General features: G+C 34.8%; 13 protein-coding genes. 9 read left to right on the forward strand and 4 right to left on the reverse strand.

Annotation, left to right across the window (positions count from 1 at the left end):
- From MV589_RS10075 to MV589_RS10110, 8 genes are all read left to right on the forward strand, one after another.
- Nucleotides 1–537, forward strand: a 537-nt coding sequence (locus MV589_RS10075; RefSeq protein WP_297434489.1) for a response regulator, incomplete at its 5' end; no start/stop codon positions are given.
- 10 nt (nt 538–547) lie between these two features.
- Entirely contained in the window at nt 548–2929 is a 2382-nt protein-coding gene (locus MV589_RS10080) for a hybrid sensor histidine kinase/response regulator (RefSeq protein WP_297434491.1), read from the forward strand.
- Nucleotides 2929–3423 carry a chemotaxis protein CheW gene (locus MV589_RS10085; protein WP_297434493.1) on the forward strand — a complete coding sequence of 165 codons (495 nt, stop codon included), beginning with the start codon at nt 2929–2931 and terminating at the stop codon, nt 3421–3423. The genes MV589_RS10080 and MV589_RS10085 overlap by 1 nt, the downstream gene beginning before the upstream one ends.
- An 8-nt stretch (nt 3424–3431) precedes the next feature.
- Entirely contained in the window at nt 3432–4544 is a 1113-nt protein-coding gene (locus MV589_RS10090; protein WP_297434495.1) for an ABC transporter permease, read from the forward strand.
- On the forward strand, nt 4545–5279 hold the full coding sequence (locus MV589_RS10095; RefSeq protein ID WP_297434497.1) for an ABC transporter ATP-binding protein: 735 nt from the start codon (nt 4545–4547) through the stop codon (nt 5277–5279).
- Nucleotides 5276–6238, forward strand: a complete 963-nt coding sequence (locus MV589_RS10100) for an MlaD family protein (RefSeq protein ID WP_297434500.1) — start codon at nt 5276–5278, stop codon at nt 6236–6238. The genes MV589_RS10095 and MV589_RS10100 overlap by 4 nt, the downstream gene beginning before the upstream one ends.
- Nucleotides 6228–6827, forward strand: coding sequence for an ABC-type transport auxiliary lipoprotein family protein (locus tag MV589_RS10105; RefSeq protein WP_297434502.1), 600 nt, complete (start codon nt 6228–6230; stop codon nt 6825–6827). Before MV589_RS10100 ends, MV589_RS10105 begins: the two co-directional genes overlap by 11 nt.
- Nucleotides 6824–8110 (forward strand): aminopeptidase P N-terminal domain-containing protein, encoded by a 1287-nt coding sequence (locus tag MV589_RS10110; protein WP_297434504.1) that lies wholly within the window; start codon nt 6824–6826, stop codon nt 8108–8110. Before MV589_RS10105 ends, MV589_RS10110 begins: the two co-directional genes overlap by 4 nt.
- Here MV589_RS10110 and MV589_RS10115 read toward each other — a convergent pair.
- Nucleotides 8082–8513 (reverse strand): hypothetical protein, encoded by a 432-nt coding sequence (locus tag MV589_RS10115; RefSeq protein WP_297434506.1) that lies wholly within the window; start codon nt 8511–8513, stop codon nt 8082–8084. The two genes, MV589_RS10110 and MV589_RS10115, sit on opposite strands and share 29 nt — an antisense overlap.
- Nucleotides 8514–8603: 90 nt before the next feature.
- Here MV589_RS10115 and MV589_RS10120 point away from each other — a divergent pair, with 90 nt between their 5' ends.
- Entirely contained in the window at nt 8604–9851 is a 1248-nt protein-coding gene (locus MV589_RS10120; protein WP_297434508.1) for a diguanylate cyclase, read from the forward strand.
- Nucleotides 9852–9857: 6 nt separating this feature from the next.
- Here MV589_RS10120 and MV589_RS10125 read toward each other — a convergent pair whose 3' ends face one another.
- Genes MV589_RS10125 through MV589_RS10135 form a run of 3 tightly spaced genes read right to left on the reverse strand, consistent with a single transcriptional unit; the run spans nt 9858 to nt 12655 of the window.
- Nucleotides 9858–10196 (reverse strand): translation initiation factor, encoded by a 339-nt coding sequence (locus MV589_RS10125; protein ID WP_297434510.1) that lies wholly within the window; start codon nt 10194–10196, stop codon nt 9858–9860.
- Nucleotides 10197–11045 (reverse strand): DUF5718 family protein, encoded by an 849-nt coding sequence (locus tag MV589_RS10130; protein WP_297434512.1) that lies wholly within the window; start codon nt 11043–11045, stop codon nt 10197–10199.
- Nucleotides 11046–11047: 2 nt separating this feature from the next.
- On the reverse strand, nt 11048–12655 hold the full coding sequence (locus MV589_RS10135; RefSeq protein ID WP_297434514.1) for an ABC-F family ATP-binding cassette domain-containing protein: 1608 nt from the start codon (nt 12653–12655) through the stop codon (nt 11048–11050).
- Nucleotides 12656–12707 lie beyond the last annotated feature (52 nt).

Genomic DNA, 12707 nt, shown 5'->3' on the forward strand with positions numbered 1-12707 from the left:
AGTAAAATTACAGGGGTTACAAAAATAGAAGGTGATAATGTACTTCTTATCCTTGACCTTGAGAGTGTTGTTCAGGAATTAGGTTTATATGAACCTGAAACAGATGTTGAACCAGATAAAATAGAGACTTTTTCTGGTTTAGCTATGGTTCTTGATGATAGTACAACAGCTAGAAAAATAGTAAAAGATGCTTTGCAAAAGATGGGATTTCATGTTGTTGAGGCGATGGATGGTGTAGAAGGATTATCTAAACTTAATGATTTGTATGAGACTTATGGAGATGACCTTCCAAATAAACTCAAAATTATTATTTCAGATGTTGAAATGCCAAAAATGGATGGTTTTCACTTTGCCGCAAAAGTAAAAGAGGATGAGAGACTCTCTAGCATCCCAATAGTTTTTAACTCTTCAATTAGTGATCACTTTAGTGAAGGAAGAGGTGAAGAAGCTGGAGGTGAGGCTTACTTGGTTAAGTTTCAGGCAAGTTCATTTTATGATGAAGTATCGCGTGTAGTGAATGCACATATGAAAAAATAGGAGTATAAATATGGATGAATTTCAAGAAATATTACAAGATTTTTTAGTTGAATCATTTGAACTTGTAGAGAAGTTAGATGAAGATTTAGTGGAACTAGAATCAAATCCTGAAGATTTGGAACTACTTAATGGAATCTTCCGTGTAGCACATACTGTAAAGGGTGCTTCATCATTTTTAAATTTTGACACATTAACACATCTTACACACCATATGGAAGATGTTCTCAATAAAGCAAGACATGGAGATCTTGTAATTACTCCAGATATTATGGATGTAATTTTAGAGTCAATTGATCTTATGAAAGCACTTTTAGAGACAATCCGTGATACGAGTGCAGATGAAGGCATTGATGTATCAGCGTGTGTGGCAAGACTTGACAAGATAAGTAATGGAGAAGCTCCTTCTGCTGCTGTAGAACCAGAAGTAGAAGATGTTGTTGAAGAGACACCTGCTGAGGAAGAAGAGTTAGACTATGACAATATGGATCCTGATGAAATTGAGGCAGAAATAGAGCGACTTTTAGCACAGCGCCAGTCTGAAGATAAGGCAAAAAGAGAAGCTAAAATTGCCGCTGGTGAAGATGTTCCAACTATGCCAGAGGTAGACGAGGAACAAGAAAAAGAAGAGCCAAAAGCTGAGAAAAAAGAGGAAAAAGTAGAGGTGAAAAAAGCTTCTGTACCTGTAAAAAAAGAGCAAAAATCTACTAAAGAAAAGCCAAAAGCAGCAGCGCCTACAAAACGTGCAGCTACAACAGTTGAACAGACAATTCGTGTAGATGTAAAAAGACTTGACCATCTTATGAATCTTATTGGTGAGCTTGTTCTTGCTAAAAATAGACTTATGAAAATTAATGAAGATGTGGAAGAGCGTTATGAGGGTGAAGAGTTTTTAGAAGAACTTACTCAAGTTGTTTCTATTGTTTCTCTTGTAACTACAGATTTACAAATTGCTGTAATGAAAACGCGTATGCTTCCAATTGGAAAAGTATTTAATAAATTTCCAAGAATGATTCGTGATTTGTCTCGTGAACTAAACAAAAAAATAGAGCTTGTTTTAGCTGGTGAAGATACAGAACTTGATAAATCATTAGTTGAAGAGATTGGTGATCCTCTTGTGCATATTATTCGAAATTCATGTGATCATGGAATTGAAACTCCTGAGGAGAGAGTTGCAAAAGGTAAACCAGAGGGTGGTACAATTAGTCTAAAAGCTTACAATGAAGGAAATCAAATCGTCATACAAATTGATGATGATGGTAAAGGTCTTGACCCTGAAATGCTCAAAGAGAAATCTTTTGAAAAAGGTATTATCACTGAAAAAGAGATGGATACTATGAGTGATAAAGAGGCTTACTCTCTTATCTTTAGACCAGGATTTTCAACAGCTGCAGCAGTAACAAGTGTTTCTGGTCGTGGCGTTGGAATGGATGTTGTAAAAACAAATATTGAAAAACTTAATGGAATGATAGATATTGAAAGTGAAGTAAATGTTGGAACAACAATTAAGCTAAAAATTCCTCTTACACTTGCTATTATTCAAGCACTATTAGTTGGTGTTCAAGAGGAACATTATGCTATTCCTTTAGCTTCTGTTTTAGAGACTGTAAGAATTTCTAAAGATGAGATTTATACAGTAGAGGGTAAAAGTGTTATGCGACTTCGTGATGATGTTCTCTCTTTAGTACACATTGGAGATATTTTTGAGGTTGAGCGTATTTTAGATGCTAGTGAACATGCTTATGTTGTTGTTTTAGGTTTGGGTACAAGTAAACTTGGGCTTATTGTAGATACACTTGTTGGACAAGAGGAGATTGTTATTAAATCTCTTGGTGATTATCTAAAAGGCATAGAGGGTGTTGCTGGTGCTACAATTCGTGGTGATGGTGGTGTTACTCTTATTGTTGATGTAGCTGCTTTAATGACTATGGCAAAAGATGTGAAAACTACGGCATTAACAACTCCAGAAGAGGGTAATTCAGCACTTAAAGAGAAAACTAAGCCTAGTGATTATACTGTAATGATAGTTGATGATTCTAAAACAGATAGAACTATTATGCGTAAAGCACTTGAACCAATGGGGTTAACTCTAGTGGAAGCTGCTGATGGTCAAGAGGCTTTAAACATCTTAAAATCAGGTGACTATAATTTTGATGCAATGCTTGTAGATATTGAGATGCCAAGAATGGATGGATATACTTTAGCAACAGAGATAAAAAAATACAATAGATATAAAAATTTACCTCTTATTGCAGTAACATCAAGAACAAGTAAATCTGATAGAATGCGTGGGGTTGAATCTGGAATGGTAGAGTATATTACAAAACCATATTCAGCAGATTATTTAGCGAGTGTAGTACAAAGAAATGTGAATTTTAAAGCGGAGTTTTTATAATGAGTGATAAATTAAAACAGATTATTGACAAACAAAGTGAGCAAAAAGATAGTATAGTTGAGCAACTTGATGATGTCGTGCAACTTGTTGGTTTTATGATAGGTGATGAAGAGTATGCAGTGCCTATCTTAGCTATTCAAGAGATTATTAAACCTTTTTCTTGGACGCGTGTTCCACAGGTACCTAATTATGTTTTAGGTGTTTTTAATCTTCGTGGTGCAGTTATTCCTCTACTTGATTTGCGTATGAAATTTGGTCTTCCTCCGAAAAAACAGGGAGAAGATACTCGTTTTATTGTTATGCGTCATGGTGATGATGTTGCAGGTTTTGTTATTGATAGACTTACTATGGCTATTAGACTTAAAAAAGAGAATATTGGGGCGGCACCTGATGCTGTTGCTGGAGATGATAGTGCTATTGAAGGTGTTGGAAAGCAGGCTGATAAAATTATTACTATTCTTAAAGTAAATAAACTTTTAGAGAGAACTTTTTAAGTAGATTTATGAAAAAAGTTTTTAGCATAGAGAGTATTGATGAAAATCTTCTTCTTAAATTTGAGGGGAAGATGAGTCTCTATGAAGTGTCAAAATATGAAAAGAAACTTGCTACAGTACAAACAACTAGTATAAAAAATATTACCATCGACCTTACAAATTTGGATGAACTCGATACTACGGCTGCTATTTTTATTTATAATATTCAAAAAGAATTTGCTTCTAAAAAAGTCACTTTAGAGTGTCATAATGAAAAACTCCTTAGCACTTTAGAATTAGTTCAAGAAAATATGTCTCATTATAGTGAAAATATAAAACCAAAAAAACTCTCTTTTTTGCAAAAATTAGGAAAAATATTTTATGATTATTATGATGGATTCAGTGCTTTTATAGAATTTTTTGGACAACTTTTTGCCTCTAATTTGCGTTATTTAACCTCATTAAAAAATATAAGATATAAAGAGATTGCTTTTGAAATAAATGAGAGTGCCATAAAAGCTTTGCCCATTGTAGCGCTTACAAGTTTTTTAATAGGTCTTGTTATAGCCTATCAGTCTGCTTATCAGTTGAAAATTTATGGAGCAAATATTTACATTGTAGATATGCTTGGTATCTCTATTTTTAGAGAATTAGCGCCTGTTATTACTGCTATTGTTATTGCAGGACGGAGTGGCTCTGCTTTTACTGCGCAAATTGGTTCTATGAAAATCACGCAAGAACTTGATGCTATGAAGACTATGGGCTTTGAACCTTTTGCATTTTTAGTGCTACCTCGCATAATCGCTTTGATGATAACGATGCCAATTCTGATTTTTGTGGCCGATATTATGGCGATTCTTGGAGGTATGATAGTTGCAAATGTAGATTTATCAATATCTCCAGAACTCTTTATTGACCGACTATCGCGCGTTGTTGCCGCAAAACATTTTTTTGTAGGTATTATTAAAGGACCATTTTTTGCATTTTTAATTGCTACTATTGGTATTTATAGAGGCTTAATAGTAAAAGATGACACACAAAGTATAGGTTTTAATACAACTAAAAGTGTTGTTGAAGCTATTTTTGCTGTAATCGTGTGCGATGCAATTTTTTCCATAGCTTTTACAAATTTGGGGATATAAATGCAGATGATTAAGGTTGAAAATGTAGTGACTGCGTTTGGCAATAGAGTCATTCATGATGGACTTAATTTTACAATTAAAGAGGGTGAAATCTACGGGCTTTTAGGACCTAGTGGATGTGGAAAAACTACGCTTCTTCGTGAAATGGTTATGTTGGAAAAAGTTACAAGTGGGAAAATAGAAATTTTAGGTAAAAATGTAGCAGATATACGTCAAAGGGATGCTCAAAATCTTCGTAGGCAATGGGGTGTGCTTTTTCAGTTTGGTGCGCTTTTTTCTTCTCTTACGCTTGCTGAAAATATTGCACTCCCTTTAGGAGAATACACAAGATTATCTAAAAGGATGATAGATGAAATTGTTGCGTTTAAGTTAAGTATTGTAGGTTTAAAACAGAGTGATGCTTACCTTTACCCCTCAGAAATAAGTGGTGGAATGAGAAAAAAAGCAGGATTAGCGCGTGCATTGGCAATGGATCCAAAACTTCTGTTTTTAGATGAACCTACCAGCGGACTTGATCCAATCTCTGCGAGAGAGTTTGATGCACTTATCTTAAAACTGCGTGCTATGCTTGGACTTACTGTCGTTATGGTAACGCATGATTTACGTTCCATATATGATACTTTGGATAGAGTTGCTATAATAGATAACAAACAAATTGCTTATGAGGGCACTTTAGATGATATTGCATCAGTAAAAAGCGAATTTATACAAACTTTTTTTAGAGAGAAACTATGAATAATAAGGTAAATTACAAATTAATAGGATTTTTGGTTTTAGTTGGTTTTGTGATGATTTTAGGTTTTAGTTATTGGCTTTTAAAACCTTCATCAAAAGATGAAATGAAAAAGTATATTATCTACTTTAATGAATCAGTTGCAGGACTAAATATTAATGCTCCTGTAAAATACAGAGGTATTAGTGTAGGAAAAGTTATAGATTTGCGTATTAATCCATCAAATATAGAACAGGTTGAAGCAACAGTAGATATTTTAAAAACAACGCCTATTAAAGAGACTACCGTTGCTAAATTAACAGCGCAGGGAATAACAGGGCTTACCTATGTAAATCTTAGTTTGGGTGCAAATTCTGCTCCTCTTTTGCACCTTAAAAAAGGGGAGAAATACCCTGTAATTAGATCTGTTCCATCGCTATTTAAAGATGTTGAAAAGTCTTTGGGTGGACTCTCTGAACAACTCTCAGATACTCTGCAAAAAACAAATAGATTTTTAGATGAATCAAATAGAAATGAGGTGCATAAAATGCTCAAGCATACAGCGGCTGTTTTAGAGCATGTTGATATGTTGTTAAATGAAAAAACGATAAATAAATTGCAAAAAAGTATTGATAATTTGGCACTTTTTAGTGCGCAGTTGACACAACTTACTCCAAAAGTGGATAGTTTCATTACCAATAGTGTTACGTGGGAAGATAAAATGAGTAACTCCTTCTCTTCAATTCAAGAGACCTATACTAGTATGGGAGTAACGATGAATAATATGGCACTCTCTTTTTCCAATGTTGAAAAAGATGTTAAAGATGTCTCCATAAATCTTGTTCCAACACTTGATGCAAGCCTTTTACAGATGCAATCGACAATGATCGAGTTTAATGAGCTTCTTCGTGAGTATAAACGCAGTCCAAGTGATATTTTATTTAAAAAGACAAAAGTAAAAAGGGGACCTGGTGAAAAGTAAACTTTTAATAGCGGCATTGACATTTTTGTTTGGAGCATGTAGCTCTCCTAAACCAGCCTTGCAGGAGTATATTGTAACTCCAAAGGTTTCAGTTGTGCAGAGTAAAATGAGTAAATATAAAGAAAAAATAGTAAAAGTTACCAATGTTTATGCAGCAAAAGATTTACACTCTCGTAGTATGTTTTATGTAGAAGATGGCATGAAAAAATTTGCTTATGCTTCCTCAGAGTGGGCTGAGTCACCACAACAATTTGTGCATAAAGAGGTGATGCAAATGTTGGCACAAACGAAGGTCTTTGGTTTTGTGCAACTACCTAGTTCTAAAGTAGAGAGTGATTTTATTTTAGAGACAAGATTAAATGACTTTACGCAGTATTTTGAAGAGAATGATAAAAAATCTTATGCTGTAGTTTCTGTAACTTTTACACTCGTCAATAGCAAAAAACATACAATAGTAGCAAATAAAACTTTTTCTTCAAAAATAGATGTAAGCTCATTAAACGCAGTAGGTGGGGTAAAAGCGCTCTCTATTGCATTAAAAGAAGTATTGAGTGATGCTTCTGTGTGGATAGTGAAGGTTGCTCAATGATTAGCCAAAAAGAGTATATTAAACGCAGAGAACGGCTGGCAAAGAGTTTACAAATCAACTCTATGACACTGCTTTTAAGTGCTACACAAAAAACGCGTTCTCACGATACAGAATTTCCTTATAGACAAAATAGCAACTTCTATTATTTGAGTGGTTTTAAAGAGGATAGTGCAGCCCTGCTTATTGTTAAAACAAAAGAGTCCATAAAAGAGTACTTTTTTGTGGCAAAAAAAGAGCCTCAGATGGAGTTGTGGACAGGTAAAAGGCTTGGAGTAGAAAAGGCAAAAGAGATTTTCAGTTTTGATGATGTTTTTGAATTTACGCAACTACAGGAAAAAATCGCTGCGTTTAGTGTGGGTATAGACTCTTTTTACTATGATTTTGAGGAGAGCGAAGCGCGATTAACATCTCTAAAATCGGAGTTAAAAAGCGTAGAGTGCTTTTATAATGTTGCCTCCATCATTGGATCACTGCGTTTGGTGAAGTCAGTTGCAGAGATTAACATTATAAAAGAGGCAATAAACATTACAAAAAAGGCACATCACCGTGCGATGCAAGTGAGCAGTAAACTTACTTATGAGTATCAGCTTCAAGCTGAAATAGAGTATGTTTTTAAGAAAAATGGGGCATATAGCGATGCTTATACTTCCATCGTAGCTTGTGGTAATGGAGCTAACACTCTTCATTATATTTCTAATGATAAAGCCCTAGAAAAAAATAGCCTTATCCTAATAGATGCAGGGTGTGAATATAATTACTATGCAAGTGACATTACCCGTACAATTCCTGTAAGTGGAGCGTTTAGTGATGCTCAAAAAGAGCTTTATGAACTTGTATTAAGTGTCAATAAAGCAATTATTAAAATGATACGCCCAAAAGTTTTGCGCAGTAAATTACAGAGTAAATCAGAAGAGCTGCTTTGTCAAGGAATGTTAGAGTTAGGAATTTTACATGGAAGTTTTCAAGAGCTTTTAGATGCAAAAGCACACAAAAAATATTATCCTCACGGCATAGGTCATTGGATGGGTTTAGATGTGCATGACGCTTGTCCATATAAAGATAAAAATGGTAAGGAAATTCCACTAAAGGCAGGAATGGTTCTTACCATAGAACCAGGAATTTATCTTGATGCAGATGATAAAAGTGTTCCAAAAAAGTATAGAGGTATTGGGATTAGAATTGAAGATGATATTTTAGTGACAAAAGAGGGCTATGAAAACCTATCGGAGCAAATTGTTAAAGAGATAGAGGATATTACTCGTAAGAGTAACTCCAACCTGTAAGGCTCTTCTTCTTTGCTTCATCAAACGCAGTAGAGTCTGCTAAAAAGTCCATGACATGCATAACAGCATATGGGATGCTTTTTTGATCTTCTGGCTTTACTAAAAGCATAGGCATTGGGGTCTCTTGCTCTTTACTAAGGGCAAATCCAACAGGCATAAGCTGACTCATTAGCTCTGCTGGTTTTGAAATACTATTTTCTTCCAAAAACTTCTCTAAAACAGCTTCTTGAACATCTTTTGGAAGCTGCTCAGCTGTATTTAAAAAAATAGTAAAGTGAATGGGTGTCTCTTTAAAATGCTCTGGTGCAGGGGCAGCCATAATGATATACTCTACTTTTTCTAGGTGCTTTTTTATCTTATCATTTGTCAAATATTGTTCTGTTTTAATAGCTTTTTCTTGCATAGTTTCTCTCTTAAAATGTTTCAAGAATTTTAGCATAAAACATTATGAATATGGTACAAATTATGCTTTATAAATGCAATAAGGATAATTATGCAATTTATAGAGGCTTTGAGACTTAGAAGTAAATTATTTATACTATTTATGCTCATCGCTGGTGGACTTTTTTCTGTTGGAATTATGGGAACAAGTTATATTAATGCTATGAAAAAAAATATTGATTCTCTCTATTTTGGTTCACTTATTCCAATCACAGAACTTAATAATGTTTTAGAAGTGTATCATAATGGACTTGGAAATACAGTCTATAGACTCTCAAGAAGTGCCATTCCTAAAAATGAAGCCCAAGAAGATATTGAAAACTCTTTAAGAAGTGTAAATAGAAATTGGCAAAGTTATATGTCGCATTTTAAAACTGAGGATGAGTTACTTTATGTAAATTATGCAAATTCTGAAATTATTTCTATTAATAATTATTTCAAAAAGATATTAAACGCAGTCGAAGATGATAAACTCAAATCTCATAAAATATCTGTTGTAACACTCGAGAGGCGTTTGTCTGTTATTCATCAGGTTTTGCAAAAGCTTATTAGTTACGAAATAAAAGTGGCAAACTATGAGAGAAAGACATTTTTAACGACTTATGACTCTATGGTTTTTCAACTTGGGGCGATTTTAGGATTCATTATTTTAGCTATTCTTTCAATATCTTTGTATGTATTTAGAAGTATTCAAAATGATCAAACTAGGCTTGAAATCACCTCTAAGAAGCTCAAAATTGCAAACAAAAAACTTGAAAGCGCTTCCTATACAGACTCGCTAACTACACTTCATAACAGACGATATTTTAATTTTATATATGAAAAAGAGTTGAAACGCACGAAACGTAATAAAAATTACATTACCTTTATGATGATAGATATTGACTTTTTTAAACAGTATAACGATACCTATGGGCATGTTGAGGGAGATTATGCACTAAAATCTGTTGCTAAAGTTTTAAAAGATAGTTTGAGACGACCAAGTGATTATGTATTTAGACTTGGCGGGGAGGAGTTTGGGGTACTGTTAAGTGAAACAGATGAGTCACATAGTGCTAGACTTGCTCGTGACATATGTAATGCCGTTCGTGAGAGAGAGATCAAGCATGAAGGTTCAAAAGTGAATGAGTATTTGACTATTTCTATAGGTGTTATATGCTGTAAGGCTGATGATAATCTTGATGGAAATGTACTTATCTCTCGTGCAGATGAGATGCTTTATAGAGCCAAAGAGAGTGGAAGAGATAGATACATCATTACAACAAAATTAAAAGAAATAGATGTAAAAAAAAGCGCGTAAAAATATCTATTTTTTAAAACGAAAATTCTCTTTTAAAAGTAGATCACGCAGTTTGTCTTGCATCTCTCCTTGAAATTCCATCCAGTTATCTTTATAGCTTCCACCACAGCCAAGCTTTTTTTTGATGCGTTTAAGCACTGCGTTTGCATCCTCTTTTTTGAGGTGAAATTCCCCAACAAGAGTGACAACTTTGCCTCTTCGTTTTTCTCTTTTAAAGAGTAAAAAATGTTTGGATGGTTCTTCTATACTTGAAGATGCTTTGGCTTTTTTTGGTGTTTGAATCTCTGCCCACTCATCTTTTATATCTGCACCAATAAAAAGATCAAGCTTTTTGCCTCTAGCCATTTAGAGGACTTTTTGTGCCAACACACTCATAGCAGGCTGTTCATACTCGTTTGTTTTTAAAGCTGTTTCAATCTCTTGGAGTTCATATCTATTGTGATTATAAACGACAACAAGCACTTCATCCCCACTTTGTAAAAAGGTACTCTCTCCATAAGGAGTGTATCTTGTCGCACCGATACTTATAATGAGATTTTTAGGATTATTACACGCTTTTATGTATGCTTTAACATCTTCGAGTGGTCCAAAATCATCTTGGGTATTAATTTGATTAATAATCCAATCAAGCAGTTTTTGGTGGAAGTAACTGTAGCCTTTAAGTGCCACATTTTCACCATAAGCTTCTAGTTTGTCATCACGACGCAGGTAACTACAAATGGAGTAATTCTCCATCATACCGCCATCTTCAAAAACATCAAGAGGTAGAAGCTCTTTTGCCAAACCTTTTGTGTTTTTGCCCCAGTTCTTTTTATCACTAATCTTTTGTGCTCCTGCTACGCGGATCGAAGCATCATTATATGCACCAAAATATTGTGGTGCGATGAAAACGAGTTTGTCTTTTTCATAAGTGAGTTCACATACAAGTGCAACTTCTGGTTCTGCTTGAACATTGTCTGCTGCGTTTGGAAGTTCAAGAGTGTCACAAGAGAGTGGAAATATAGAGAGCATTTCACGAGGACGCTCACTATTATCTTGCTTTTTGCAAGGAAGATAAAAAGGAAAGATGCCTTTTGGTGCTGCTTCATCTTCTGTAATGACATCTTTAAACTCTTCAAGCTCACCAGCTTGTGCTAAATGTAGAGCAAAGTTGCCAGCAATTCCAAGTCCTAAATACTCTTTATAATCATTCATGATTAAATCTCTCCTGCTGCTCTAGCTGCTGCAAACTCTTCATAAGAGCCAGGAAAGTCAATATAAGTATGGTCTTCATGTAATTCAATAACACGCGTAGCAAAGGCATCAAGTAACTCACGGTCATGAGATACACAAATAACATTGCCCTTAAATTCATGAAGTGCTTCACCAAGTGCAACAATCGCTTCAAGGTCAAGGTGGTTGGTAGGTTCATCAAGCACTAAAAAGTTTCCACCTTCAAGCATCATTTTACTTAGCATCATACGGTGTTTCTCTCCACCTGAAATGCTTACTACTGATTTTTCTTGCTGCTCACCATTAAAAAGCATACGACCAAGACAGTTTCTTATTTCAGCAATTTCACGCTTAGGATCATAAGCACGGAGCCAATCATAAAGTGTTCCATCTCCTTCAATTATGTCTGCCGTATCTTGTGGAAAGTAGGAGTTTTCAATTGTAGCTCCCCATGTGACTTTTCCACCACAGCTAGGTTTTATCTCTTCCATTAGTATTTTTACAAGTGTTGATTTACCAACACCATTTGCACCAATTATGGCAATTTTCTCACCTGGATTTACCTTGAAATCTACATCTTTTAGAACTTCATTATCGCCATAAGAGTGGCAGATATGCTCAACATTTAAGGCTTCATCACCCATAGCACGTTTTGCTTTGAAAACGATGGAAGGGTCACGGCGAGAAGATGGTTTTATCTCATCTATTTGAAGCTTGTCGAGTTGCTTTTGTCTTGAAGTTGCCTGTTTGGCTTTTGAAGCATTTGCGCTAAAACGTCGAACAAAGGCTTCTAGTTGCTCTTTCTCTTTTTGTTTTTTAGCATTGTCAAGTTCCATCTGTTTTGCCATAACATTTGCAGCGATGTACCAGTCATCGTAATTTCCAGTAAATTCACGGATTTTTTGGTAATCTACATCAAGAATATTTGTAACAACAGAGTTTAGAAAGTGTCTATCGTGAGAGATGACAACCATTGTTCCCTGATGTCTTTGAAGTTCATTTTCAAGCCATGTAATTGTCTCTATATCTTGGTTATTGGTAGGTTCATCGAGAAAGAGAACATCAGGTTTTGGGTAGAGAACTTGTGCAAGTAAAACTTTGAACTTGTCAGCAGAGTCAAGTGTACTCATAAGTTCATTGTGCTGCTCAGCCGGAATCCCGACATTTTCAAGAATTTTTGCGATGTTTACATCATATTCATAAGTAGGGTCTTCTTCTACACAGATAGTTTCAAGCTCTGCAAGACGGTTATTGACGGCATCATCTTCAAAATCACCCGTCATATAAATCTCTTCTTTTTCTTTGATTGCATCATAGAGACGCTTGTTTCCATACAAAACAGCATCCATAATAGTGTAATCTTCAAAAGCATATTGATTTTGTCCTAAAACACCGACTTTATTTTGCTTAGGGATGATGATCTCTCCATCGTATTCATTGATTTGACCAGAGAGAATTTTTAAAAAAGTTGTTTTACCTGCACCATTGGCACCGATAAGACCATATCTTTTGTGACGGTCAAGTTTGAGGTTTATCTCTTGAAATAGAACTCTATTTCCATAACGCATAGTTAAATTTTGTACTGTTACCATATATTTATTGCCTGTGATAATATTTTTCGCGATTGTATCTAATTTATGCTAA

Origin of the sequence: Sulfurimonas sp., assembly GCF_026991475.1 — a bacterium.
GTDB lineage: Bacteria > Campylobacterota > Campylobacteria > Campylobacterales > Sulfurimonadaceae > Sulfurimonas.

What these genes read in the sequence shown, in the direction of transcription:
- MV589_RS10130 (WP_297434512.1), bottom strand. Translation starts at nt 11,045, where the DNA reads ATGAATGATTATAAAGAGTATTTAGGACTTGGAATTGCTGGCAACTTT.
- MV589_RS10080 (WP_297434491.1), top strand. Translation starts at nt 548, where the DNA reads ATGGATGAATTTCAAGAAATATTACAAGATTTTTTAGTTGAATCATTT.
- MV589_RS10110 (WP_297434504.1), top strand. Translation starts at nt 6,824, where the DNA reads ATGATTAGCCAAAAAGAGTATATTAAACGCAGAGAACGGCTGGCAAAG.
- MV589_RS10085 (WP_297434493.1), top strand. Translation starts at nt 2,929, where the DNA reads ATGAGTGATAAATTAAAACAGATTATTGACAAACAAAGTGAGCAAAAA.
- MV589_RS10115 (WP_297434506.1), bottom strand. Translation starts at nt 8,513, where the DNA reads ATGCAAGAAAAAGCTATTAAAACAGAACAATATTTGACAAATGATAAG.
- MV589_RS10135 (WP_297434514.1), bottom strand. Translation starts at nt 12,655, where the DNA reads ATGGTAACAGTACAAAATTTAACTATGCGTTATGGAAATAGAGTTCTA.
- MV589_RS10120 (WP_297434508.1), top strand. Translation starts at nt 8,604, where the DNA reads ATGCAATTTATAGAGGCTTTGAGACTTAGAAGTAAATTATTTATACTA.
- MV589_RS10125 (WP_297434510.1), bottom strand. Translation starts at nt 10,196, where the DNA reads ATGGCTAGAGGCAAAAAGCTTGATCTTTTTATTGGTGCAGATATAAAA.
- MV589_RS10100 (WP_297434500.1), top strand. Translation starts at nt 5,276, where the DNA reads ATGAATAATAAGGTAAATTACAAATTAATAGGATTTTTGGTTTTAGTT.
- MV589_RS10095 (WP_297434497.1), top strand. Translation starts at nt 4,545, where the DNA reads ATGCAGATGATTAAGGTTGAAAATGTAGTGACTGCGTTTGGCAATAGA.
- MV589_RS10090 (WP_297434495.1), top strand. Translation starts at nt 3,432, where the DNA reads ATGAAAAAAGTTTTTAGCATAGAGAGTATTGATGAAAATCTTCTTCTT.